We start from the raw sequence: 23,069 nt of genomic DNA, 5'->3' as shown, positions 1-23,069 counted from the left end.
CCGCTCGCAAAGACGAGCGTGCGTCCGTGCGCCCGGAACAGTAACGGCACGAGGTCCCGGTGAGCCACCTGCTGCAATCCTGGCGCTTCTGGGCGTTCGCCGCCGCGGGCTTCGCGGCGCTCACCGCGATTCTCGCGAAGGTCGGCGTCTCCGGCGTCCAGTCGGATGTCGCGACCCTGGTGCGGACCGCCGTGATCCTGATCTTCGCCGGGGCGATCGTCGTCGGCTCCGGTCAGTCGGGCGGCCTCGCGCAGATCTCCGGCCGCAGCCTCGTCTTCCTCATCCTGTCGGGGCTCGCCACCGGGGCGTCGTGGCTCTGCTACTTCCGGGCGCTGTCGCTGGGTGAGGCCGCCCGGGTCGCGCCGATCGACAAGCTCAGCGTCGTGCTGGTGGCGATCCTCGGCGCCACCTTCCTCGGCGAGACCCTCAGCCTCGCGGCCTGGATCGGTGTCGGCCTGATCGCCGCCGGGGCCGCCCTCGTCGCGTCCGGCTGGTGAGGGCATGCGCGCTGGCGCACCGATCCCTTAACGCGACGCGTGCATCCTGCGGTTGCCTCGCGAAAGGGGACCGACATGGAATGGGTTTATCGCGGCTTCGAGACCTCGCTTCTCGGTCTCGCTCTCTGTCTCGGACTCGGCGCCTGCCTGACGCTCGGCACCGAGCGCCCGCCGGCCGGCACGCTCTCCGTCACCCTGCCGATGCTCACGGTGACCGCCCCCGCGCCTTGAGGCAAGGGAGCGGTCCGATCCGGCCGCCCGTCAGGCGGCGCTCTGGACGGCGCGGAACATGAAGCGCCGCGCCTCTTCATCCATCTCCGCCTTGAAGGCGTGGCGGCCCTTCAGCGCCTCGGCGGCCTGCGCGGCCGGCCGGGCGTTGAGCGCGTCGAGGTGGCGCTTGACGTTGGGCAGGTCCGCGAAGGCGCCCTCGCCGAGGATGAAGGGCACCATCCGCGCCCAGCCCCAGACCGCCATATCGACGATCGTGTAGCAGTCGCCGAGCACGTAGGCGCGGTCGGCGAGCCGCTGGTCGAGGATGCCCCAGTGCCGGCGCGCCTCGAAGGTGTAGCGCTCGGTGGCATAGGCGCCGCCGTCCTGCGCGAAGTGGCGGAAATGCACGCACTGGCCCGAGAACGGCCCGATGCCGGTGGCCACGAACATCAGCCAGGACAGCATCTCGCCGCGGACGGGCTCGCCCTCCGGCAGGAACTGGCCGGTCTTGCCCGCCAGATACAGCAGGATCGCGTTCGAATCGAACACCGTCACGTCGCCGTCGACGATTGCCGGCACCTTCCCGTTCGGATTGACCGCCGTGTAGGCGGGATCGAACTGCGCGCCCTTGCGGGTATCGACCGGCACCGGCTCGTAGGGCAGGCCCATCTCCTCGAGGCAGAGGGCGACCTTCATGGGGTTGGGGCTGAGATTGTAGAAAAACCGAATCACGGCGCTCTCCCTGAACGACCCCGGAAGGATCCCCGGGGCCGCGATCGGCACAAGGCGCAGCCGCGCAGGGCGGCTATTCCGCCACGATCTTGTAGCTGCGGCCCGGGACCAGCTGCGCCCCCCGTTCCAGCCCGTTGAGGAGGAGGAACCGGTCGAGCGCCCGGTCGGGCACCGCCATGCGGCGGGCGAGATCCTCGGCATTGGTCGAGGTCGCCTGGACCACCTGCAGCCGCAGGGAATGCAGGACCGTCTCGTCCGGCGATGCCGGCACGAGGGTCGCGATCCAGCGGCGGAAGGCCGGATCGGGATCGGTGGCGCCCTTGGCGGCCATGATCATCCGGTAGGTCGAATCGCCGATCCGGATCGCCGCGAGGCGGAAGGTCCACTCCTTCCCCCGCGACAGCGCGAAGGCCGCCGGGTGGCCGGCAACCTCCCGAGTCTCGAAGCCGGCCGGGTCGAAGGCGTCGTTCCAGCTCGCTTTCAGCACCGCGTCGAGGGGCTGGCCGTCCTTGGCCTCGATCTGGTCGAACAGCAGGCGCCGGCTACCGTCCTGGGTCGTCCCGAGCACCGCCGCACGGGTATTCTCCAGCGTGAAGCCCTCCGGCACCTCGAAGGCGATGCCGAGGCCGGGATGGATGAAGCGGTGCCCGCGCACCGCGCCGTCGCGCGGATTGTCGCCATAGGCGAGGCCATCCACCGCCGCGAGGTAGCTGGCGCGGTCGTCGGTGCCGATGCCCGGCGCGCCGATGCGGCGGGCCGCCCGGGTGACCTGGGTGATGCGTTCGGCGGTGCCCGGATGGGTCGCCAGCATGTCGGGTTGCGTGGCGCTGCCGGCCTTCAGCCCCGTCGAGCGGTTGAGCGCGGTGAGGAAGCGCCCGGCCGCGAACGGATCGTAGCCGGCCTTCGCGAGGGTGCGCACACCGGTGGCGTCCGCCTCCAGTTCCTGCTCGCGGGAGAACCGGGCCAGCGCGAAGCGCGACTGGTGCTGCAGCTGCGCCCCGGTATCGGGATCGTTCAGAACGTCGGCCACGACGCGGCTAACGAGCGCCGAGCGCAACTCGAGTTCGCTGCGGGCCGTGGCGTGGTTGAGAGTCACGTGGGCCATCTCGTGCGCCAGCACGGCCGCAACCTCCGAGGTATCGCTCGCCAGAGCGACGAGGCCGCGGGTCACGTAGAGCCGCCCGTTCGGCAGAGCGAAGGCGTTGACCGCGGGCGAGTCGAGGAGCGTCACCGTATAGGCCTGGTCGGGCCGGTCGCTCGCCTTCACGAGGCGGTCGGTCACCTCGGTGAGCATCCGCGTGACGTTGGGCGCCCGCGCCTCGCCCCCGAAGGAGGCCACGAGCTTGAGGTGGTCGGCATCCGCGGCGCGCTCGCGGCCGGTGGTGCGCGGCGCCTCCGCGGGCACCCGCACCACGGCCTGCCGCACGGTCGCCTCGGTCTGGTCGGCGACGCACGCGCCGAGCAGCAGAGCCAAGCCGCCGAGTGCCGCAGCACCGCGCGGGAGGCGGCCCGAACCGAGGAGCCGCCCCAACATGATATGCCCCGTGATCCCGCCCATGGCGATCAGCGCCGCAATCCCCGTTCCTCGTCCGAACCGGCCTCCGGCCGGTCCGCCTCGTCCAGAGTCTCGATCCCGTCGGTCGCGGCCTCCAGGGTCGGGCTGCGCCGGACCTCCAGGAGACCGCGCACCCGCACGCGCCGGCCTTCGAGCGAGGCCGCACTCAAACCACGGGCGCGCATCATTCGCCAAGTGCGTTTCGATACGGTCACCGTGAGCCCGTCCCTGCCGCGGGCCGCAAAATCCAGATAGGTGCGCGCGCCGCGCTCGCCGACATGGCGGACCCGGCCTTCCACGACCACGAAGTGCCCGGCCTTCGTCCGGAGCGCCGGGCCGTCCTGCGCCGCCGGGAGCGCCGCGGCCCAGAGGCCGAGCCCGCGCGCGCGGGCGGCGTCCTCGACGAGGCGCAGGGCGGGCCGACAGAGCGCCTCGGCCTCGTTCGCGTCCGCGAATGCGAGCCCCGCCTCGATGAGGCGGGCCGCCACATCCCCCTCATCCTCGGGGATCAGCAGATCGGCCCGCAGCCGATCCCACCGATCGGGCTGCCCGCGTGGAATCACCGTGACCCGGGCGCCCCGCCGGTCCTCGAGCCACGCCTGGGCCGCGGATGCGGCCTCCGGTGCGTCCGGCCACCGCAGCGAATCAGGCACCACGCGGAGGCCCGACGCCAGGCGGATCTCGCCCCGGGGCGAGATCCCCGCCACGACGTCCTCACGGGCCGGCCCGGTGGCGCAATCGGAGAGGCCGGTCCGCGGCGCGGCCCGTGTCGGGCTCGGCGGAATCGTGGCGAGCATGGCCGCGAGCATGGCTGCGAACCCCGCCTGCGGGGCCGCCGCCCGCCGCCGCCCGCCCGAGCCCCCGATCCTGCCCATCGAACACCCCCGCGATCGCGGGCCCCGACACCGCCGCCCCTCCACCGAGCGCGGTTGGCCTCGGCTGGGGAGAATGCTATGGAGCCCGCGGTTGTCTCCGTAGCTCAGCTGGACAGAGCACAGGTTTCCTAAAGAGGTTCAATTGGGCGTCGCGCCGGGAAACCACGCGACGGATCCGCTCAAAGTCGGGGAACGCTTCCGGTATCGGCGCTCAGGCGTCCGATGCTCTGCCAATCCCGAGCCAAGCCCGCGCGGCGCCCCGGCGTCCTGCGGGAAGGTGTAGAGACTAGACGGGCGGCACCTAACGGCTGGATGCAGTCCAGTCCACGGTGAAGGGATAGTCCAGGCCACGAACGCGGACCTTCGGGACGCGGCGGCGAAAGCCGAAGTGGTATGAAACCTGGGGTCGCAGGTTCGAGCCCTGCCGGGGACACCAAGTTTTCTCGTCTTGCAGATCTCTCCGGCCGCAGAGCCGGGCGCAATTTGTCCACCACGTCGGCCGCCCGCCGGTGACAAGTACCGAGGGCCGCGCTAAGCTTTGCCGCCAGGATTCATGGCGGGGGTGGACGAGCACTTCATGGCGGGCCAGAAGACCGATCAGCGCGACGTCTATGTCGGGCAACGCATCGCCGAGCAGCGCCGGAAGGCGTCGCTCACACAGCGCCGCGTCGCGCAGAGCTTCGGTATGTCTGCAGCTCAGCTCCAGAAGTACGAGAAGGGCACCAACCGGATCAGCGCCGTACATCTCGACATCTTCTCGCGGATGACCGGCGTGCCGATGGATTACTTCTTCAAGGGCATGCCCCGCAACGACGACTTCATCGCACCGGGCTTCGGCGAGCGCGAGCAATCCGCCCTGTCGGAGGGGGGGCTGAAGGGGTTGGCGGAAGTCGTGGGCCGCCACATCACCGAGAATTTCTCCGAGGAGGCGCGCCGCGACGTGGCCGACGCCATCCGGGCCCTCGAGAGCAAGCTCGGCGGCTGAGGCCGCCGGCCTATCGCGCGAGGCCGGTCGTTTTTTCGGTCGCTTTGTCCGTTATAGCGGATCCGTTCGTTCCTCCGTCTTGACCGGGCTCCGGTCGGGTGCGAGAACCCCGGCCCCATGAAGGGTCAACGCCGCGATCGCGACGGCGTACCTCTGAAACTGAGGCCGTCCGATGCCGCGTTCCAACTACCTGTTCACCAGCGAGTCCGTGTCCGAGGGACACCCCGACAAGGTCTGCGACAGGATCTCGGATACGGTGGTCGATGCCTATCTCGCGGCGATGCCCGAGGCACGGCTCGGCGTCGAGACGCTCGCCACGACCAACCGCATCGTCATCGCCGGCGAGGTGCGCGGCCCCGATTCGGTCACGTTCAAGGACCTCGAGGCCCTGACCCGCGAGGCCGTGAAGGATATCGGCTACGAGCAGTCGGGTTTCCACTGGAAGAACAACGACGTCGCCATCTACCTGCACGCCCAGTCGGCCGACATCGCCCAGGGCGTGGACGCCGCGGGCAACAAGGACGAGGGCGCGGGCGACCAGGGCATCATGTTCGGCTACGCCGCCGACGAGACGCCCGAGCTGATGCCGGCGCCGATCTTCTACGCCCACAGGATCCTCAAGGATCTCGCCGACGCCCGGAAGGCCGGTCAGGGCGATGCCGCCAAGCTCGGCCCCGACGCCAAGAGCCAGGTCACGGTCCGCTACGAGAACGGCCGCCCGGTCGAGGTCACCCAGATCGTGCTGTCGACGCAGCACCTCGACGAGTCCCTCGACTCGGCGGACGTGCGCGCCATCGTCGAGCCCTACATCCTCAAGGCCCTGCCGCAGGGCTGGGTCAACGAGGGCACGGCCTGGCACGTGAACCCGACCGGCAAGTTCGTGATCGGCGGCCCTGACGGAGATGCCGGCCTCACCGGCCGCAAGATCATCGTCGACACCTACGGCGGCGCGGCCCCGCATGGCGGCGGCGCGTTCTCCGGCAAGGATCCGACCAAGGTCGATCGTTCGGCGGCCTACGCGGCGCGCTACCTCGCCAAGAACGTGGTCGCAGCCGGCCTTGCCAGCCGCGCGACGATCCAGCTCGCCTACGCGATCGGCGTCTCGAAGCCGCTCTCGATCTACGTGGACCTGCACGGCACGGGGAACGTGGACGAGGCCAAGCTCGAAGCCGTGCTGATGGACGCCATGGACCTGTCGCCCCGCGGCATCCGCACGGCCCTCAGCCTCAACAAGCCGATCTACGCGCGCACCTCGGCCTACGGCCATTTCGGCCGCGCCCCGGAGGCCGATGGCGGCTTCTCCTGGGAGCGTACCGATCTCGCCGGCAAGCTGAAGTCGGCGCTGGCCTGAGGGCGAGCTCCACGCTGCATCATCCCCGCGCGCAGGCCGAAAACCGGCGCCACACCGGGGCGGGATGAACAGGGATGGGCGGTGCGTTCAGCGCGGCACCTTTCCCGGGCGCATGAAGCGTCAGCGAAATGCGATCCGGGACCCGGAACAGGACGACGCGAAGCGCCCGGCTTGGAGAAGGTTGCTCGCGGCTCCCGAGCGATCAAAGTGTGCCGCTTCGCGGCGTGTCGGGCGCCCGGTCCCGGACCACCTTCCGCTGACCCCCGAGGTGCTCGGGAACGGGTCGCGTCCCCTCTCCAAGGTAGATTTGAGCCGGTGGACACCGACCCAACTGGACGCTCCTCCCACGTGGCCGAGGAGCCGGAGCGCGCCTTCTTCGGACGGCGCAAGGGCAAGCGCCTCCGCGGCGAGCAGGAGCGCCGGCTCACCGAGCTGCTGCCGGCCCTGCGGGTCGACCTGCCGCCGGACGACCGGCCCCTCGATCCACGTACGCTGTTCCCGGCCATGCCGGCGCCGCCCGAGGCGCTCTGGTTGGAGATCGGTTTCGGCGGCGGCGAGCACCTCGCCGCCCAGGCGGCCGCGCAGCCGACCGTCGGCTTCATCGGCGCCGAGCCATTCGTCAACGGCGTGGTCAAGCTGCTGGCGGCGATCGAGGCGCACGGGCTGCGCAACGTCCGTATCCGCGACGAGGACGTGACCGCCCTCCTGGCGCGGCTGCCGGATGCCTGCCTCGATCGGGTCTATCTGCTCTACCCCGATCCCTGGCCCAAGCGGCGGCAGCGCAAGCGCCGGTTCGTCTCCGATGCCTCCCTCGCCGAGATCGGCCGCGTCTTGAAGGATGGGGGCCTGTTTCGGTTTGCCAGCGACATCGACGATTATGCCGGCTGGACGCTGGTCCGGGCCGCGCGCTGTCCTCTCCTGACCTGGACGGCACAGGGCGTGCGGGACTGGACGCAGCCCTTTCCGGGCTGGCCCGGCACGCGCTACGAGGCCAAGGCGCTGGAGGCCGGCCGCCGGCCCACCTACCTGGAATTTGCCCGCCGCCCCCGCTGAACCCGGTCCCGATCGCACCGGGCGGGTGCCCGGTCGCCGCAGGCTGACCGGAACGCCTTGCCACAGTCACGCTCGATCGCCATCCTGAGGGCCCATCGCGGTCCCGGATCGCGGGGGAGGGGGCCCATCTCCGGCGGGAGCGTGCCACGGCACGTTCGAGGATTCTTCCGAGTGAATGAGAGGGTGGGGCAGGACCCGGCGGCGGTGGACCCGTTTCGCACCGGCTTCGACGAGGCCGCGATCGGCCTCGTTGTGCTGTCGGCGGACGATGTCGGAATCGTTGCCGCCAACCGGGCCCTGCACGATCTGCTCGGCTGGCCGGCGGGCACCCTGTCCGGGCGAAAGTCCGCGGACCTTCTGAACGAGGGACCGGAGGGGCTCCGGGACGGTCTCCAATTCTGGCGCCGGGCGGACGGCACCCCCCTGGACGTGCGGGTCCGGCGCACCGGCCGGACCCTGGTGATCGAGTCGGTCGACGTGGACGCGGCGGCCCATTCCGAGGCGAATCGCGAGGCGCTGGCGGCCGCCGGGCTTGGGGAATGGCGCTGGGACCGGGCGACCGGCCTTCTCACCCTGTCGCGCCGGGCCGCGCGCATCCTCGGGCGGCCGCCGGGCCGCTCCGTCTCGTGGGAGGAGCTGAAGGCCGGCCTGTCTCAGCCGGAACTCGCGCGCCTGCGTGCGCTGATCGCCGAGGCGGACGGAACCGGCGAGCCGTATCAGTTCGACACGGCCACGACGGTGACCGGCCGGACCGTGATCCTGCGGGTGCGGGGGCAGGCCGTGCCAGGCCCCGATGGCGCGCTGGCCGGCATGGTCGGCGTCCTCCAGGACATCACCACGCGGGTCGAGGCCCGGGACGAGATCCTGTCCCGGGACCAGCGCCTGCGGGTTGCGACCACGGTCGCCAAGCTCGGCATCTTCGAGTGGCACATGCTCGAGGATCAGGCGATCTGGGAGAACGAGCACATGTACGAGATCTTCGGGCACGCGCCCGAGGACGGGACGATCGGCAAGACCGAGTTTCTCAACGACATCCTCCACCCCGACGACCGCCCCGCGGTCCGACGGGCGATCTCCAACGCGCTGCGGGAGGACGGAGATCTGCACATCAGCGGCCGGATCCGGCGCAAGTCCGACGGTGCGTGGCGCACGATCGACATGGCCGGCCGGTTCGAGCGCGATGCCCCCAGCCGCCTGCCGCGCCGCCTGATCGGCGTCGTCGCCGACGTGACCGACCGCCGGGTCGCAGAGGAGCGCCAGAGCCTGCTGATCCGCGAGCTGCATCACCGGGTGAAGAACACCCTGGCCACCGTCCAGGCCATCGTGGGCTCCACCGCGCGGACGGCGTCGAGCATCGAGAGCTTCTACGAGGCGTTCGTCGGACGGATCAAATCCCTGGCGCACACGCACTCGGTCCTCACCGAGGACACATGGCAGACGGCGTCTCTGGCCAACCTCCTGTGCAACGAACTCAAGCCCTATGCGGAGGTGGCGCCGGATGGCGGCGCCGAGGGCCGCATCAGCCTGGACGGGCCGGCGATCGATCTGCCCTCCGAAATCGCGGTGCCGATCGGCATGGCGATCCACGAACTCACCACCAACGCCGCGAAGTATGGGGCGCTGTCGAACCGCACCGGGCGGGTGGCGGTGGAATGGTCCATGGAGTCCGGTGGGCCGGCCGGGATCCTGCGGTTCTCCTGGCGCGAGACCGGTGGCCCTCCGGTCGCGCCGCCGAGCCGCCAGGGCTTCGGCTCGCGCCTGCTGCAGCGCGTCCTGATCACCCAGGTCCAGGCCGAAGTGACGACCGACTACGCCCCCGGCGGCTTCTCCCTGACCATGCGGGCTCCGATCCCGCCGCGCAACGACAGCCTCAACCCGCTGGTGTGACGCCGTCTCCGCCCTGGCGGAGGCTCAGGCCGCGCCGCGGGTCCCGGATTCGCCGCCGCCATCCACGAAGGCCTTCAGCTCGTCGAGCGACGCGAAGGTGAAGCGGCCCTGCGGCGTCTCCGCCTCGATCGAGCCGTCCTCGAACATCACGTAGGTGTTGCCGCCCGAGGCGTAGCGCCCGACCACGGTCCGCGCGGCGAGCTTCGGGGCCGGCTCGGGCTCGGGGGCCGTGTCGAGGCTCGGGCGCAGGGATGGCGACTCCGCTCGGATCTCTTCCCGAACCTCTTCCCGAACCTCTTGCCGAACCTCTTCCCGGGGTTCCGGAGGCGGCTCGGGCGCGGCGAACAGATCGTCCTCGGGAGCGATCGCGCTCTGGGCCCTCGGAGCTCCGGTCTCGAGCCGTAGGCTCGGCTCCGGCGCCAGGACAGGCGGAGCCGCATGCACCGGGTCGGGCTCGACCGGGGCCGGCTTCGCGGCCTCGACCGCAGCGGCCTCCGGAACGGCCGTGCGAGCCTCGTCGGCCCGGAGCTCCAGGCTGGGCTCCATCCGGGGACGCTCGGGATCGAAGGCGGGCTCGACCACCGACGGGACGATGAAGGCGGGCGCCGCCGGCAGGAGCGGCGGCAGCCGGGTCCGGTCCGCGTCGGCGGAAGCCGGTGCGGCGGCAGGGGCGGCGGCAGGGGCGGCATGCCGCTCGCCGGCCGTCGGGACACGCCCGATCGCCCGCTCGACCCGCCGGAAACCGAGCGCCACGACGCCGAGGCCGAGGAGCACCGCACCCGACGACGCCGCGACCGACCCCGCGATCACCATCGCGAGCCCGCTCTCCAGACGCACGTACGGGAAGCCCTGGATCACGGCGGCGCAGCCCCCGATGATCATGGCGGCGGCGAGCGCGAACAGCGCAGCGATCATGATACTCTCTGACACGGGCCGGCTGACGGCCGGCGCTCAAGGCGTGTCGCACAGTAAGGCCTAGCCGGCATATTGCAAAACGCGGTGGCGAGATGGTCGGGAAACCCGAATAGTTCGGATCTCGCCCGGCTATCTCCGAGAAGGCCGGCCCGCCGCCGCACGTCCGCGATCCCGGAACTTCCCGCGCCGCCGTGGCGGAACGGCGTTGCCGTCTTGCGGCCGCCGACTTACCTAGCGGGCTCTCGACTCGGGATCCCCCGCCGGGGACGAGGCCGCCCCCTGCTAAGCGGAGATAGACGCGATGACCTTCACCCTGCCGGAACTGCCCTACGCCTACGACGCGCTGGGGCCGTACATGTCGAAGGAAACCCTCGAGTTCCACCACGACAAGCACCACAAGGCCTATGTCGATACGGGCAACAAGCTGCTTGAGGGCACGGATCTCCAGGGCAAGAGCGTCGAGGAGATCGTCAAGGCCTCCTACAACACCAATCAGCCGCTCTTCAACAATGCCGGCCAGCACTACAACCACATCCATTTCTGGCAGTGGATGAAGCCGAATGGCGGCGGTGCGATCCCGGGCGCGCTCGCCAAGAAGATCGACGAGGATCTCGGCGGCGCCGAGAAGTTCAAGGCGGACTTCATCCAGGCGGGCGTCGGCCAGTTCGGCTCGGGCTGGGCCTGGCTCGCCGTCAAGGACGGCAAGCTCGCGATCATGAAGACCCCGAACGGCGAGAACCCGCTGGTCCACGGCGCCAAGCCGATCCTCGGCGTCGACGTGTGGGAGCACTCCTACTACATCGACTATCGCAACCGCCGGCCCGACTACCTCAAGGCGTTCATCGAGAACCTCGTGAACTGGGAGCACGTGGAGAAGATGTACGCCGAGGCGACCGCCTGAGGCCTCTCCGCCGGTGCCGCGGATCCTGTGTCCGCGGCACCCTTGAGGTGGCGCACGAAACCGGCTCTTGATGCGCCCGACGCCGGATGACCCGGTGCAGAAGGGGCCGGCCATTTCGTTTCACTGCGCTACCGCGACACCACGCGCCGCACGCCCATCTCCGCAGAGACAGGCGCCTCCGCGCTTCAGTCCGTGCAAGGCGCGACGCGCTCCCGCTCCCACACGGGAGCGGGGACCCGCGCTCCGCCTCGCATCCGGGCGGCCGGCCTCGTTGTCCGAAACCGCGGGCCCGAAATGGCCGGAGCGGACCTCCGGTCAGCGGCCCCACCCATGATCCGCTCCATCCTGTCCGTCGGCGGCTGGACCTTGGTCTCACGCGTCACCGGCTTCGCCCGCGACGTGGTGATGGCCGCAATCATGGGCGCCGGGCCCATGGCCGACGCCTTCGTGGTCGCCTTCCGGCTGCCGAACCATTTCCGCGCGATCTTCGGCGAGGGGGCGTTCAACACCGCCTTCGTGCCGGCCTATGCCGGGCTCGCGGAGGCCGGCTCCCCCGGCGAGGCGCACCGTTTCGCCGACCGCGTCTTCACCCTGATGCTGATCGTGCAGCTGGTGCTGCTCAACCTCGCCCTGCCGGCCATGCCCTGGGTGGTCCACGCCCTGGCACCGGGATTCGCCGAGGACGGCGAGCGCTTCCAGCTCGCCGTGGCGCTGACCCGCATCACCTTCCCGTACCTGCTGTTCATGACGCTGGTGACGCTGCTGTCGGGCATCCTGAACGCCCACCGGCACTTCGCCGTGGCGGCGGGCGCCCCGGTCCTGCTCAACCTCGCCATGTTGGCGGCCTTAGGGTTGAGCTTCCTGTTCCCGAACGCGGCCTACGCTGCCGCCTGGGGCGTCGCCGTCTCGGGCGTGCTCCAGTTCGGGCTGCTGTGGTGGGGCTGCCGCCGGGCCCGCGTCATGCCGGACCTCGCCGTCCCGCGCCTCGATCCCGCGCTCAAGCGCTTCTTCACGGTGCTCGGGCCGGCGGTGATCGGCGCGGCCGGCTTCCAGATCGCCACTTTCGCCGACACGATCATCGCGAGCTGGCTGCCCACCGGGGCGGTCTCGGCGCTCTATTACGCCGACCGGCTCTACCAGCTGCCCTTCGGGGTCATCGCGATCGCGGCCGGGACCGTGCTGCTGCCGGAAATGAGCCGCCGGATCGCCGCCGGGGACGTCGCCGGTGCGCATACGGCGCAGAACCGGGCCGCGGGCTTCTCCCTGGCCCTGTCGGCCCCGTTCACCGTGGCCTTCCTGACCATCCCGGGCCTGATCATGGCGGCGCTGTTCCAGCGCGGCGCCTTCAGCGCCGAGGACACGGCGCGGGCGGCCTCGGTGCTGGCGGCCTACGGCTTCGCGCTGCCGGCCGTCGTGCTGGTGCGCAGCGCCGTGGCGAGCTTCTACGCCCGCCAGGACACCAAGACGCCGCTCTGGGCCTCCCTGACCGCGATCGGCGTCAACGTCGCTCTGAAGCTGTGGCTCACCGGCCCCTACGGCGTCACCGGCCTGGCGCTCGCCACCGCGGTCGCCCAGTGGGTCAACCTGCTTCTGCTCGTCGTCCTGGCCAAGCGCCGGAACTGGACGGCGCCGGGGCGCACCCTCGGGCTCACTGTCGCGGGGGTGGCGCTGGCCTGCCTCGGGCTGGCGGCGGTCGCCGTCTACGGCCAGGATCTTGTCCAGGCGCTGGTGCCGGCCCTCCCGCACGGGCGCGACCTCGTCGTCCTGGCGGTGCTGGGGCTCGCCGGCGCGCTGGTCTATGGCGGCCTGCTGGCGGGCCTGCTGCACCTGTTCGGCCTGCGCCTGCGCCGGGCCTGAATGACCCGGCCGGGCTCGCCGCCGCGCGGGTCCGGCCCCAGATCGGGCGAGAGCACCCAGTGAGGAACGCCATGACCGACGCACCAGGACCGCTCGCGGGCGTGAAGGCCGCGGTGTTCGACGCCTACGGCACGCTGTTCGACGTGAACGCAGCGGTCCAGCGCTACGCCGAGGCGGTGGGGCCGGACGCCGCCCACCTCTCCGAGGTCTGGCGCAACAAGCAGCTCGAATACAGCTGGACCCTGTCGCTGATGGGCCGGTATGCCGCCTTCTGGGACCTCACCGTCCGGGCCCTCGACTACGCCCTGGCGGTCCACCCGAACGTCGATCCCGCCCTGCGCGAGCGGCTCCTCGACGCCTACCGCGACCTCGAGGCCTATCCGGAGGTTCCGGGCGTGCTGGCGGCCCTGCGCAAGCGCGGGATCCGCACCGCCGTCCTCACCAACGGCAACGCCGCCATGGTCGACCGGGCGGTGGCCTCGGCGGGGCTCGCCGACCACCTCGACGCGGTCCTCTCGGTGGTCGCCGCGTCGGTGTTCAAGACCCATCCCGACGCCTACCGGATCGCCCTGACCCGGCTGGCCGTGGGGCAGGGCGACGTGCTGTTCTGCTCGTCCAACCGCTGGGACGTGGCGGGGGCGGCAGCCTTCGGATTCCGGACCGCCTGGGTCAACCGCAAGGGCCTGCCCGACGAGTACACGGATCTGGCGCCTACCGGGGTGGTCCAGTCCCTCGACGGGCTGCTCTGACGGGCTTGCCGATCAGGGCGGCGCCCGCGACCGCGCGCCGCTATATCCGGCACACAATTCAGTTGGCCCGTTTCGGGGATTCTTAATCCTCCCAGTGTTGGATCATCCTCAACACGAACGGGAGATGTTTCGCGTGTCCTTGAACGGTTCCTTCACGACGATCCGCGCTGGGGCCGCAGCCCTCGCCGCGGCCCTGGTGCTCGGGGCGGTCGCCCCGGCCACCGCCCGCGACCAGACCGGTGCCATCGTCGGCGGCCTCGCGGCCGGCGTCGTCGGCGGCATGGTCGGCAGCGCCCTCGTCAACGGCGCGAACCCGCCGCCCCCGCCGCCGCCGGAGTACCGCCCGCGCCGCGTCGTGGTCGAGGAGCCCGAGACCATTGTGGTGCGCGAGCGCCGCGGCCCGATCTGCCACTACGAGCGCCGCAAGGAGTGGCTCGGCGACGGCGAGTTCACCTACCGCCGCGTCGAGGTCTGCGAGTAAGGCACTGCCGCGTCACCGCTAAGTCACCGTCGCGCCCGCGCGACCGGCGCCGCGTCCCCCAGGGGCGCGGCGCATGTCATTTCACCACCAGCCAATCCTCGACCACGAGGGCGTCGAGGCCGCTGGTGTAGAACATCAGGATCGCGTCCTCCGCGCCGTGGAGGATCGGCTTGCCCATCACGTTGAAGCTCGTGTTGAGCAGGATCGGCACGCCGGTGATCGCCGCGAAGGCGCCGATCAGGGCCGCGTAGGCCGGGTTGCGCGAAGCCGTGACGCTCTGGAGCCGGCCGGTGCCGTCCGCGTGGACCACCGCCGGCACGCGGGCGCGGACCGCCTCGCGCCAGACCAGGGTGCGCTCCATGTAGGGGCTGTCGGCGTAATCCGTGAACCAGTCCGGCCCGGCCTCCGCCAGGATCGACGGTGCGAACGGCCGGAACCCCTCCCGGTACTTCACCTTGGCGTTGAGGGCGTCCTTGGCGCCCTCCGGCCGCGGATCGGCCAGGATCGACCGGTTGCCGAGCGCCCGCGGCCCGAACTCCGCCCGGCCCTGCACCCAGCCGACGAGGCCGCCCTCGGCCAGGATCCGCGCCGCCGCGCTTGTCGCCGCTGCGTGGCCGACGCGCCGGGCGCGGGGTTCCTGCTCGGCGAGCCGCTCCATCGCGCCGGTCGAGACCCGGGAGCCCAGATAGGGCGTCAGCGGGCGCTGCTCCGGCGGCGGCCCGGCCCAGCCCGGATGGTCCTCCGCGTAGGCGAGCCACGCGGCGCCGACCGCGTTGCCGTCGTCCGCCGGCGCGGAGGGAACATGCAGCCGGCTGAAGCCGGACCGGCCGAGCACCCGGCCGTTATAGGAGGAATTCAGCCCGCAGCCGCCGGCGATCACGAGGTTCTCGGACGGTGCCAGCGCGTAGGCCTCGGCCACCAGCGCGTCCATGAGGGTCCCAAAAAGATCCTGGCCGCAGCGGGCGAGGTCGGCCCAGCCGCTCTCCAGGGCGTCGGCGGGACGGCGCGCGCGGATCTCCGCGGCGACCGCGCGGATCGTCTCCGCATCCGCATAGCGCAGGCGGTGACCCTCCATCGTACAGAGCCGGCCGAGCAGCGCGGCGAGGTCCGGATCGGGCCGGCCGTAGGGGGCGAGCCCCATGATCTTCCACTCCTCGCCCTTCACCTGGTCGAAGCCGGCGAGATCCGTGATCAGCCCGTACAGGAAACCCAGCGAGCCGCGCCCGCGGTGGCGACGCCGCTCCGTGATCCGGCCGTCCTCCAGGCGGTAGATCGCCGCCGCGCCGGTCTCGCCCATGCCGTCGACCACCAGGGCGGTGGCCGTGTCGAAGGGGCTGCCCCAGAGGCCGTAGGCGGCGTGGCAGAGGTGGTGCGGGTAGCGCCGCTGCCCGGCGATCGTCGCCCGGGGCGCCGCGCCGGTGATCCGCGCCTCCTGGTTCAGGGCCAGCAGGGTGCCGTGCCCGGCCCGCTCCTGCGCGCCGTGGAGGTCGGCGATGAATACCCGCTCGGCCTGCTCGGGCACGAAGGAGCGGTTGAGCGCCGTGGTGTGGGCCGACAGCGCCAGGAGGTCGAAGGAGCCGGCGCCGGCTTGGCCCCGCAGGAAGTCGGTGAATTGCGGGCCCCAGGTGGAGGCGATCACGAGTTCGGAGCCCGGCGGGACATGGTCCTTCAGCAGCGCCGCCATCACGGCCGGGGCGTCCGGCTCGCAGTTCGGCGCGCGCTTGTACTGGAGGGGGCGCTCCGCCGCCTCGGCGAAGAGCAGGGTGCCGTCGGGGCCGACCAGGGCGAGGGCCGGGTCGTGGAAGGTGGTGGCGAGGCCGAGATAGAAGCGCATGCCGACGGGGGGTAACGCATTTTCGCGCCGGACGGAGCCCGGGCTGTGCGCGAGGTGCCGTCCTCGTCTTTGCGAGCGCAGCGAAGCAACCCAGCGACACACCACGTCCGGGGATCGCGCGCTGCTCTGGGTTGCTTCGCTCCGCTCGCAAAGACGGAGGCGCCGCCGGCCGCCCGCTAGTGCGGGGTGACGCGGGGCTTCGCGACGAGGAGGATCGCCGCGCCGGCGAGACCCGACAGGGCCGAGCCCGCGAGGACGCCGAGCTTCACGGCGGTCTCGTGCTGCGGGTCCGGGAAGGCGAGGCCGCCGATGAACAGGCTCATGGTGAAGCCGATGCCGCACAGCACCGCGACGCCGAAGACCTGCCCCCAGCCGGCCCCGGCTGGACGCTTGGCCAGCCCCAGCGCCACCGCCAGCCGCAGGCTCGCGAACACGCCGGCCTGCTTGCCCAGGAACAGCCCGGCCGCGATGCCCAGGGTCACCGGCTGGAGCAGGGCCTCGGGGGTGAAGCCGGAGAGATCCACGCCCGCATTGGCGAAGCCGAAGATCGGCACAACCCCGTAGGTGATCCAGGGCGCGAGGGCGTGCTCCAGCCGGTGCAGAGGCGAGTGCGCGTCCTCCGGCCGGCCCGGGCTCACCCGGATCGGGACGGTGAGCGCGAGCAGCACCCCCGCGATCGTCGCGTGGATGCCGGAGCGCAGCACGAGGACCCAGAGCACGAGGCCGAGGAGCCCGTAGGCCGGAAGCCATCCGATCCCCGCCCGGTTGAGGCCGTAGAGGGCGGCCAGCACCAGGGCGGCGAGCCCCAGCATGGTGAGGTCGAGGCCGGAACTGTAGAACAGCGCGATCACCACGACGGCGCCGAGGTCGTCGACGATGGCGACGGCGCTGAGAAAGATCTTGAGCGAGACCGGCACGCGCGATCCGAGCAGCGCCAGGACGCCCAGCGCGAAGGCGATGTCGGTGGCCGCCGGGATCGCCCAGCCGCGCAGGGTGCCGGCGCCGAGATTGGCCAGAGCATAGACCAGGGCCGGCACCGCCATGCCGCCGAGCGCCGCGAAGCCGGGCAGGACCCGGTCGGGCCAGGTGCGCAGCCGCCCGTCGAGCGCCTCGCGCTTGATCTCGAGCCCGACCAGCAGGAAGAACCCGGCCATCAGGCCGTCGTTGATCCAGTGCTGGACGCTCATAGGACCGAGGGCGGCGTGGAGCCCGTGCGCGTAGGTTTCGGCGAGCGGCCCGTTGGCGACGACCAGCGCCAGGGCCGCCGCCGCCATCAGGATCAGCCCGCCCGCCGCCTCGCCGGCGAGCAGCGTGCGGATGATCGAGAGGGGTCGCGGGCCCCGCCTCTGCGGGGTATCGTCGGGGGCGGGCCACGTCATCGTGGCAGGCCTTGCCGCGCATCGCGGGCGCGTGCAAGCGCCGGACGACATCCCGGTCGATGTCCTACGACGTCCGCCCCAGGGCCGCGCGGATCAGCGCCAGCCCGTCCGGGCTGGACCACGCGGCTGGCCCCTTCATCACCCCGATGGTGCAGCCTTGTGCGTCGATCAGCATCGTGGTCGGCAGGCCGGGCGATTGGGTGTCGCGCTGGATGATCGGCAGCACGCGGCCGCCGGGATCGGCATAGAAGGCGAGGTCGTGGATCCCCGCCTGCTTCAGCCATTCCGGCGGCTTCTCGAGATTGCGCGTGTCGACGTTGATGGCGACGACCTGGAAGTCGGGCCCGCCGAGCTGCGCCTGGAGCCGGTCGAGGGCCGGCATCTCGGCCTTGCAGGGCGCGCACCACGTCGCCCAGAGATTCACGAGGAGCAGCCGGCCCTTGAGGTCGGCGAGGCCGGTCTCGGCGCCGTCCGGCCCCTTGAACCGGATGTCCGGTGCGGGCCGGGCCTGCGGCAGGGCCTGCATGGCGGCGACCTCGCCCCTCGCGGCCGCGTCGACCCGGGCGAGCGCGGGCTTCGCGGCGGCGCAGGGCTGGAGGGCGCCGCCCGTGTTGCCGGGCAGGAGACCGCTCCCGTATAGGGCGAGGCCGAGGACGGCGAGCGCGGCGACGCCCGCGCCGGCCAGGATGGGCGTGCGGCCGGGCATCAGGCTCGGCCCTCGGGACGGTCAGGGCGCGGAAGGATCGACATGAGCAACCGGATGTGGGGCGGCCGCTTCGCGAGCGGCCCGGCGGAGATCATGGAGGAGATCAACGCCTCCATCGGGTTCGACAAGCGCCTCGCGCCCCAGGATATCCGCGGCTCGCTGGCGCATGTGGCGATGCTGGGCCAAGCCGGCATCCTGCCGGCGGAGGATGTGGCCGCGATCGAGGCCGGGCTCAAGTCCGTGCGCGACGAGATCGAGGCCGGCACCTTCGTGTTCAAGCGCGAGCTCGAGGACATCCACATGTCCGTGGAGAGCCGGCTGACCGAGATCGTCGGCCCGGCCGCCGGCCGCCTGCACACGGCGCGCTCGCGCAACGATCAGGTCGCCACCGATATGAAGCTCTGGGTGCGCGACACCCTCGATTCCCTCGACCAGCAGGCCGCCGACCTGCAGCGGGCGCTCAGCCAGACGGCGCTCAAGCACGCCGCCACCGTGATGCCGGGCTTCACCCATCTGCAATCCGCGCAGCCGGTGACCTTCGGCCACCATTGCCTGGCCTATGTCGAGATGCTGGCCCGCGACCGGGGCCGGTTCCGCGACGCCCGGGCGCGGCTCAACGAGTGCCCGCTCGGCGCCGCGGCGCTCGCCGGCACCTCGTTCCCGATCGACCGGCACGCCACCGCGGCGGCGCTCGGTTTCGACCGGCCGACCGCCAACTCGCTCGATTCGGTCGCCGATCGCGACTTCGCCCTGGAGGCGCTCGCGGCGGCCTCGATCTGCGCCGTGCACCTGTCGCGCTTCGCAGAGGAGCTGGTGGTCTGGACCTCGGCCCAGTTCAATTTCGTGCGCCTGTCCGACGGTTTCACCACCGGCTCGTCGATCATGCCGCAGAAGCGCAACCCCGACGCTGCCGAGCTGGTGCGGGCCAAGAGCGGCCGGATCATCGGCGCGCTCACCGGCCTGCTCATCGTCATGAAGGGCCTGCCGCTCGCCTATTCGAAGGACATGCAGGAGGACAAGGAAGGCACCTTCGACGCCCTCCAGGCCCTCTCCCTGTGCCTCGCCGCCCTGACCGGCATGGTGCAGGATCTGGAGCCCAACGCCGAGGTGCTCGCCCGGGCCGCCGGCTCCGGCTACGCCACCGCCACCGACCTCGCCGACTGGCTGGTGCGCGAGCTCGGCCTGCCGTTCCGGCAGGCCCACCATGTGACCGGCCGCCTCGTCGGCGTCGCCTCCGCCAAGGGGGTGGGCCTGGAAGAGCTGTCGCTCGCTGAGTTGCAGGAAGCGGAGCCGCGGATCACCGATGCGGTCTACGCGGTGCTCGGCGTCGGGAATTCGGTGGCGAGCCGCACCAGCTACGGCGGCACCGCGCCCGACAACGTCCGGCGGCAGGCGCAGGCCTGGATCGAGCGGCTGGGCTGAGCCGGCGCGCCCCGTCGGCGACCGGCGGATGGCAGAGGAGGGGCATGACCTGGTCGGTTCACAGCGCGGGGCCGCGAGGGCGGCCGAATTCGGAACCCGGCCTGATCCGTCGGGCCGATTCCGGGTCCGGGCCGGCGCGCTTTCCCCGAACCGGGCGCCCGCTCATCCACAGCGCCCCTCAAAATTGTGCATTGCAACCCTCGGCCCGCCCGCGCGTTCACCGTCTGGCTAAGTCCGCTCAGCTACAAGCTTCGCCGTGTGGATCGGAGTTCGCAGGATGCCTGTCGAGAGTTGGCTGAACACGGAGAACGTGCCGGATTTCGCGGCGCATGCCACGGCGATGATCGACGCCGCCTTGACCGGTTCGGGCTTGACGCGCGAGTCCTACTGGGCCGCGGTCCGCAAGGGCTACAACACGCCCTACAACGATCCGCCTCGCAGCCGCGCCGCGCCGGCCCAGCCGAACGCGATCGCCGTGCCTTCCGGTCAGGCGCTCGAACCCCTGCCGGTTCCGGCCGGAGTTATCGCGGCCCTGGCGGCGGAAGCGCGCGCGGTCTGATTTTCGGCAGATCCTGCCTCGCCATCTTGCCGACGTTTTACGCAAGCTTCACTAATCCCGATCCCCGGTTCGGCTCCTGATGGAGCCGCCCGTCGTCAGGAAGTGAAGATGGTTCGCGTCTCCCGCTCGCTCCCGGTCGGAGCTCTCGCCCTGCTCGCATCCGGGCTGGTCTCCGGCCTCGCCGGGGGCGTGCTCGGCGTCGCCTCCCTGTCGGCGACGGCAGCCCATGCCCAGGAGGCCGCCCCCGATGCGGGCGGTGGGGATGCCGGCCCGGCACGGCGCGGGCGGCGGCACGGCCGCGAGCGGACCAGGCGATCAGAGAAGGCCGCGACCCCGCCGGGGATGCAGCAGGCCACCCCGGTGGCGATCTTCGGCGACTGGAACGTGTTCGTGAACGGTGATGGCCGCAACAAGCTCTGCTACGCCATCGCCCAGCCACAGGCGCGTTCGCCTAAGACCCTGAAGCGCGACACAGCCTACCTGTTCGTGAGCGTGCGCAAGGGCGAAAACGTCCAGAACGAGGTGGCGGTGATGCTGGGCTTCCCGTCGAAGCCCGCGGCCTCCCAGGTCAAGCCCGGCTCGGCGGCCGCGCCCACCGATCCGAGCCTCAATCTCGGTGCCAGCCGCTTCGGCCTCGTGGTGAAGGACGGCAATGCCTGGCTGCAGAATCCGGCCGAGGAGGCGCGGGTCGTCTCCGAGATGAGCGCCCGCAACCCCAAGCTGATCATCAAGACGACCTCGCTGCGCGGGAACCCGACGAGCGACGAGTACGCGCTCGGCGGGTTCGCTGAGGCCATGAAGCGCACCCGCGACGAGTGCAGCAAGTAGCGCGCGGCTCAGGCCTGGCGCAGCGCCGGGCGCTCCGCCCGCGCGGGTGACCGGGTCCGGGCGCTCATGCGCGCGCGGGCCGCACGGGCCGCCTGTTCGGCCGTGCGGAACACGGTGCCATCGAGGCCGTCGAAATCGCGCGCGGATGAGAAGAACCGGACGCCGCGCCCCTCCGGGACGGCGATCCCGGCGGTCACCTCACCGATCTCGATCACCCGGGCCGGTGCGGCAGGGCCGATGGCCGGATCCGCGAAATTAGGACGGTCTTCGAGCAGGTACTCTGCGAGATTGTTCATCGGACTGGAAACTCCCTGGGCCGGCCTGTCGCCGTGCCGGATCGCGTTGACTGCTGCGGAGGGCCGACGGGGCTAACGTCGACAGCGCCGCCGGGCGGCGGGGGAGCAGGACACGGTCAGGAGCAGGGATCGAAGGGATGGTGTTCGAGCGACCATCGGACGTCCTCCAGACTGAAGGACCGCGCGGCGCGGGGGCCGTCGCAGTGCTTTAGCGTTTGATCACGCGGGGCAAGCTACGCTTCTCAAATCACCGCGGCCGACCCGCTCGAGCGCCGGGTGGGCGCCGTCGGGCCGGCATCCCTGAAGATGGATGCGGCACTGCGCACCGTCAACGGAACGGACTTCCGATTTTCGGTGCCCGCCTGGCAGGATGCCGGTCCCGGGCAGCCTTCGGGGAGGCGGAATTGGTCAGGCCGCGACGATCACCGCGGCGAGGTCGGAGAAGTCCGAGAAGATCCGGCTCGCGCCGGCCTCCACGAGGCCGGCTCCCGCCGGGTCGTGCCCCCAATGGCCGCCCCCGGTGAAGCCCGCCACCCGCATGCCGGCACTCCGGGCCGCCCTGACCCCGGGGACGCTGTCCTCGATCACGAGACAGGCGGAAGGGGCGACGCCCATGCGCGCGGCGGCGAACAGGAACAGGTCCGGGAACGGCTTGCCCCTGGTCACCTGCGCCGAGGAGAAGACGTGGTCGCCGAACAGGGGCAGCAATCCGGTCAGGGTCAGGGAATGGCGCAGCCGGACCGGATCGCTGCTCGACGCGACGCAGACCGGCAGCCCGATGGCGGCGACCGCCTCGGCGACGCCGCGCATCGCTCTCAGCTCGGTGTCGAACAGCGCCAGGGTTTCGGCCTTCACCGCCTCGACGAAGCCGGACGGGGCGGTGACGCCGTAATCGCGGGCGATATGCGCCATGATCGAGGGCATCGCCGTGCCGGTGAAGCGCGTCCGCACGGTGGCGAAGTCGATCTCCACGCCGATCCGGTTGAGCCCGGCCGTCAGGCAGGCAAGGCTCAGGGGCTCGCTGTCGACCAGAACGCCGTCGCAATCGAAGATCACGAGGCCGAGGTTGTTCGCGCCTGCGTCCAAGGTCGACCGTTCCCGCACGGCCCGTCGCCGTCGGGCGAGCCTGTGGCACGGGGGCGAAGGTCCGGCAACGGCGCGTATCGCCGCTCAGCCCGGGCGCTTGCACCTTGCGTCCCGGCCCCATACTCCCGGGGCGGGCGCTCTCGAACGCGCCGGCACAGCTCACTCGGCCCGCAAGGCAAGGCTCAGAAGGCCCCGCGATGTTCCGCTTCCTGGCCCGCGTCCTGGGCTTCCTGCTGATGGCCGGCGGCTTCGTCGCGCTGGTCTATGACGGTGCCCGCTCCATCGCCAATAACGGTCTGCGGGTGACGCCGCTCTCCGACGTGATCGCCACCCTGTTCAAGGACAAGGCCAGTGCGCTGCAGGGCAGCGTGGAGGGGGCGGCACCCTGGCTCTGGCACATCCTGGGCCTGCCGCTCACCCTGGCACCGGCCTCCCTGATCGGCCTGGGGCTCGGCGCGGTGCTGCTCTGGCTCGGCCAGCCCGGCCGCGAGCCCATCGGGTTCCTGACGAAGCCCTGAGCTTCGGCGCGACCGGGAGCCGTGGCCGATCGCGTTGCAATCGGGTCCGGCTCTAAGCCCCTGTTTTGGGCGCACTCTCTTTGCGCCGGCGTCCAGTCCCGCGGAGCGCCTTAGCGGCCCGCGAGCTTGGCCTCGACCACGGTCAGCGCGTAGTGCTCGTTGACATCGAACTGCGAGGCAGGTTGTCCGGCACGTGGCTCGTGGCAGTTCCGCCCGTTTCCATCCGGATCCGCCCTTCCCCACGCCGCGCAGAGCGGCACTCCGATCACTGTCTCTCGCGGATACAAGCTGGAACTTAGCCCCGAGGTCCAGTCTTGCGTCGCGGATTCGGGTTGCCAGGCGCCGAACGCTTTCCCGGCGGCTCCCGCCTCCCCATATCGAGCGGGAGCCCGA

Annotated in this window: 23 protein-coding genes; 14 read left to right on the top strand and 9 right to left on the bottom strand. The window is 71.4% G+C overall.

Annotated elements, in window-relative coordinates:
• Positions 1–59: 59 nt before the first annotated feature.
• Together BLT59_RS21365 and BLT59_RS31430 are read left to right on the top strand one after the other, a co-directional pair.
• A complete protein-coding gene (locus BLT59_RS21365; RefSeq protein ID WP_091785102.1) occupies positions 60–497 on the top strand; it encodes an EamA family transporter in 438 nt (145 codons plus the stop codon).
• Between the two features lie 75 nt (positions 498–572).
• Positions 573–728 (top strand): hypothetical protein, encoded by a 156-nt coding sequence (locus tag BLT59_RS31430; protein WP_173009347.1) that lies wholly within the window; start codon positions 573–575, stop codon positions 726–728.
• Positions 729–758: 30 nt separating this feature from the next.
• On the opposite strand, the gene BLT59_RS21360 is transcribed toward BLT59_RS31430, so the two are convergent.
• The 3 genes from BLT59_RS21360 to BLT59_RS21350 form a co-directional block, all read right to left on the bottom strand.
• The gene (locus BLT59_RS21360) at positions 759–1,439 is read right to left on the bottom strand and encodes a glutathione S-transferase family protein (RefSeq protein WP_091785211.1); all 681 of its coding nucleotides are present in this window, start codon (positions 1,437–1,439) and stop codon (positions 759–761) included.
• 73 nt (positions 1,440–1,512) lie between these two features.
• Positions 1,513–2,997 carry a M48 family metalloprotease gene (locus BLT59_RS21355; protein ID WP_091785099.1) on the bottom strand — a complete coding sequence of 495 codons (1,485 nt, stop codon included), beginning with the start codon at positions 2,995–2,997 and terminating at the stop codon, positions 1,513–1,515.
• Between the two features lie 5 nt (positions 2,998–3,002).
• Entirely contained in the window at positions 3,003–3,869 is an 867-nt protein-coding gene (locus BLT59_RS21350) for a thermonuclease family protein (RefSeq protein WP_091785096.1), read from the bottom strand.
• A gap of 577 nt (positions 3,870–4,446) precedes the next feature.
• Between BLT59_RS21350 and BLT59_RS21345 the strand changes: the two genes are divergently transcribed.
• From BLT59_RS21345 to BLT59_RS21330, 4 genes are all read left to right on the top strand, one after another.
• Positions 4,447–4,854 (top strand): helix-turn-helix domain-containing protein, encoded by a 408-nt coding sequence (locus BLT59_RS21345; protein WP_091785208.1) that lies wholly within the window; start codon positions 4,447–4,449, stop codon positions 4,852–4,854.
• 172 nt (positions 4,855–5,026) lie between these two features.
• Positions 5,027–6,205 (top strand): methionine adenosyltransferase, encoded by a 1,179-nt coding sequence (gene metK, locus BLT59_RS21340; RefSeq protein WP_091785093.1) that lies wholly within the window; start codon positions 5,027–5,029, stop codon positions 6,203–6,205.
• A gap of 315 nt (positions 6,206–6,520) precedes the next feature.
• Positions 6,521–7,258 (top strand): tRNA (guanine(46)-N(7))-methyltransferase TrmB, encoded by a 738-nt coding sequence (locus BLT59_RS21335; protein ID WP_091785090.1) that lies wholly within the window; start codon positions 6,521–6,523, stop codon positions 7,256–7,258.
• Positions 7,259–7,429: 171 nt separating this feature from the next.
• Positions 7,430–9,145: a sensor histidine kinase gene (locus BLT59_RS21330; RefSeq protein ID WP_091785087.1), complete on the top strand. Its 1,716-nt coding sequence runs from the start codon at positions 7,430–7,432 to the stop codon at positions 9,143–9,145.
• A 24-nt stretch (positions 9,146–9,169) separates the two neighbouring features.
• Here BLT59_RS21330 and BLT59_RS21325 read toward each other — a convergent pair whose 3' ends face one another.
• A complete protein-coding gene (locus BLT59_RS21325; RefSeq protein WP_091785084.1) occupies positions 9,170–10,060 on the bottom strand; it encodes a hypothetical protein in 891 nt (296 codons plus the stop codon).
• Between the two features lie 301 nt (positions 10,061–10,361).
• Between BLT59_RS21325 and BLT59_RS21320 the strand changes: the two genes are divergently transcribed.
• From BLT59_RS21320 to BLT59_RS21305, 4 genes are all read left to right on the top strand, one after another.
• Complete coding sequence (locus BLT59_RS21320; protein WP_091785080.1) at positions 10,362–10,961, top strand: superoxide dismutase; 600 nt, start codon at positions 10,362–10,364, stop codon at positions 10,959–10,961.
• Positions 10,962–11,291: 330 nt separating this feature from the next.
• Positions 11,292–12,818, top strand: coding sequence for a murein biosynthesis integral membrane protein MurJ (murJ, locus tag BLT59_RS21315; protein WP_091785076.1), 1,527 nt, complete (start codon positions 11,292–11,294; stop codon positions 12,816–12,818).
• Positions 12,819–12,889: 71 nt separating this feature from the next.
• A complete protein-coding gene (locus BLT59_RS21310) occupies positions 12,890–13,567 on the top strand; it encodes a haloacid dehalogenase type II (RefSeq protein ID WP_091785074.1) in 678 nt (225 codons plus the stop codon).
• Between the two features lie 124 nt (positions 13,568–13,691).
• Positions 13,692–14,048 (top strand): hypothetical protein, encoded by a 357-nt coding sequence (locus BLT59_RS21305; RefSeq protein WP_091785071.1) that lies wholly within the window; start codon positions 13,692–13,694, stop codon positions 14,046–14,048.
• 76 nt (positions 14,049–14,124) lie between these two features.
• On the opposite strand, the gene BLT59_RS21300 is transcribed toward BLT59_RS21305, so the two are convergent.
• From BLT59_RS21300 to BLT59_RS21290, 3 genes are all read right to left on the bottom strand, one after another.
• Complete coding sequence (locus BLT59_RS21300) at positions 14,125–15,882, bottom strand: carbamoyltransferase family protein (RefSeq protein WP_091785067.1); 1,758 nt, start codon at positions 15,880–15,882, stop codon at positions 14,125–14,127.
• 176 nt (positions 15,883–16,058) lie between these two features.
• Positions 16,059–17,261, bottom strand: coding sequence for a Na+/H+ antiporter NhaA (nhaA, locus tag BLT59_RS21295; protein WP_091785064.1), 1,203 nt, complete (start codon positions 17,259–17,261; stop codon positions 16,059–16,061).
• Between the two features lie 64 nt (positions 17,262–17,325).
• Positions 17,326–17,967 carry a thiol:disulfide interchange protein TlpA gene (locus BLT59_RS21290; RefSeq protein ID WP_091785061.1) on the bottom strand — a complete coding sequence of 214 codons (642 nt, stop codon included), beginning with the start codon at positions 17,965–17,967 and terminating at the stop codon, positions 17,326–17,328.
• A gap of 42 nt (positions 17,968–18,009) precedes the next feature.
• Here BLT59_RS21290 and argH point away from each other — a divergent pair, with 42 nt between their 5' ends.
• The 3 genes from argH to BLT59_RS21275 all read left to right on the top strand — a co-directional run bounded on the left by argH (position 18,010) and on the right by BLT59_RS21275 (position 20,776).
• Complete coding sequence (gene argH, locus BLT59_RS21285) at positions 18,010–19,389, top strand: argininosuccinate lyase (protein ID WP_091785057.1); 1,380 nt, start codon at positions 18,010–18,012, stop codon at positions 19,387–19,389.
• Between the two features lie 277 nt (positions 19,390–19,666).
• Positions 19,667–19,948, top strand: coding sequence for a hypothetical protein (locus BLT59_RS21280; protein WP_091785053.1), 282 nt, complete (start codon positions 19,667–19,669; stop codon positions 19,946–19,948).
• A 108-nt stretch (positions 19,949–20,056) separates the two neighbouring features.
• Entirely contained in the window at positions 20,057–20,776 is a 720-nt protein-coding gene (locus tag BLT59_RS21275; protein ID WP_091785050.1) for an invasion associated locus b family protein, read from the top strand.
• Between the two features lie 8 nt (positions 20,777–20,784).
• On the opposite strand, the gene BLT59_RS21270 is transcribed toward BLT59_RS21275, so the two are convergent.
• Entirely contained in the window at positions 20,785–21,072 is a 288-nt protein-coding gene (locus BLT59_RS21270) for a hypothetical protein (protein WP_091785047.1), read from the bottom strand.
• 408 nt (positions 21,073–21,480) lie between these two features.
• Entirely contained in the window at positions 21,481–22,158 is a 678-nt protein-coding gene (locus BLT59_RS21265; RefSeq protein ID WP_091785044.1) for an HAD family hydrolase, read from the bottom strand.
• A gap of 197 nt (positions 22,159–22,355) precedes the next feature.
• On the opposite strand from BLT59_RS21265, the gene BLT59_RS21260 reads away from it, so the two are divergent.
• The gene (locus BLT59_RS21260; protein WP_020091308.1) at positions 22,356–22,676 is read left to right on the top strand and encodes a hypothetical protein; all 321 of its coding nucleotides are present in this window, start codon (positions 22,356–22,358) and stop codon (positions 22,674–22,676) included.
• Positions 22,677–23,069: the final 393 nt, after the last annotated feature.

Origin of the sequence: Methylobacterium sp. UNC378MF (genome assembly GCF_900103195.1) — a bacterium.
In the GTDB taxonomy this organism is placed as follows: Bacteria; Pseudomonadota; Alphaproteobacteria; order Rhizobiales; family Beijerinckiaceae; genus Methylobacterium.
The sequence above is the reverse complement of the archived record's forward strand: the minus strand, read 5'-3'. Positions and strand labels throughout refer to the sequence as shown.

Excerpts from the sequence above, each read along its gene's own strand:
- BLT59_RS21310 (WP_091785074.1), top strand. The coding sequence starts at position 12,890 with ATGACCGACGCACCAGGACCGCTCGCGGGCGTGAAGGCCGCGGTGTTC.
- BLT59_RS21355 (WP_091785099.1), bottom strand. The coding sequence starts at position 2,997 with ATGGGCGGGATCACGGGGCATATCATGTTGGGGCGGCTCCTCGGTTCG.
- BLT59_RS21325 (WP_091785084.1), bottom strand. The coding sequence starts at position 10,060 with ATGATCGCTGCGCTGTTCGCGCTCGCCGCCGCCATGATCATCGGGGGC.
- BLT59_RS21345 (WP_091785208.1), top strand. The coding sequence starts at position 4,447 with ATGGCGGGCCAGAAGACCGATCAGCGCGACGTCTATGTCGGGCAACGC.
- nhaA (WP_091785064.1), bottom strand. The coding sequence starts at position 17,261 with ATGACGTGGCCCGCCCCCGACGATACCCCGCAGAGGCGGGGCCCGCGA.
- BLT59_RS21305 (WP_091785071.1), top strand. The coding sequence starts at position 13,692 with ATGTTTCGCGTGTCCTTGAACGGTTCCTTCACGACGATCCGCGCTGGG.
- murJ (WP_091785076.1), top strand. The coding sequence starts at position 11,292 with ATGATCCGCTCCATCCTGTCCGTCGGCGGCTGGACCTTGGTCTCACGC.
- BLT59_RS21275 (WP_091785050.1), top strand. The coding sequence starts at position 20,057 with ATGGTTCGCGTCTCCCGCTCGCTCCCGGTCGGAGCTCTCGCCCTGCTC.
- BLT59_RS21350 (WP_091785096.1), bottom strand. The coding sequence starts at position 3,869 with ATGGGCAGGATCGGGGGCTCGGGCGGGCGGCGGCGGGCGGCGGCCCCG.
- BLT59_RS21270 (WP_091785047.1), bottom strand. The coding sequence starts at position 21,072 with ATGAACAATCTCGCAGAGTACCTGCTCGAAGACCGTCCTAATTTCGCG.
- BLT59_RS21290 (WP_091785061.1), bottom strand. The coding sequence starts at position 17,967 with ATGCCCGGCCGCACGCCCATCCTGGCCGGCGCGGGCGTCGCCGCGCTC.
- argH (WP_091785057.1), top strand. The coding sequence starts at position 18,010 with ATGAGCAACCGGATGTGGGGCGGCCGCTTCGCGAGCGGCCCGGCGGAG.
- BLT59_RS31430 (WP_173009347.1), top strand. The coding sequence starts at position 573 with ATGGAATGGGTTTATCGCGGCTTCGAGACCTCGCTTCTCGGTCTCGCT.
- BLT59_RS21260 (WP_020091308.1), top strand. The coding sequence starts at position 22,356 with ATGTTCCGCTTCCTGGCCCGCGTCCTGGGCTTCCTGCTGATGGCCGGC.
- BLT59_RS21280 (WP_091785053.1), top strand. The coding sequence starts at position 19,667 with ATGCCTGTCGAGAGTTGGCTGAACACGGAGAACGTGCCGGATTTCGCG.
- BLT59_RS21300 (WP_091785067.1), bottom strand. The coding sequence starts at position 15,882 with ATGCGCTTCTATCTCGGCCTCGCCACCACCTTCCACGACCCGGCCCTC.
- BLT59_RS21320 (WP_091785080.1), top strand. The coding sequence starts at position 10,362 with ATGACCTTCACCCTGCCGGAACTGCCCTACGCCTACGACGCGCTGGGG.
- metK (WP_091785093.1), top strand. The coding sequence starts at position 5,027 with ATGCCGCGTTCCAACTACCTGTTCACCAGCGAGTCCGTGTCCGAGGGA.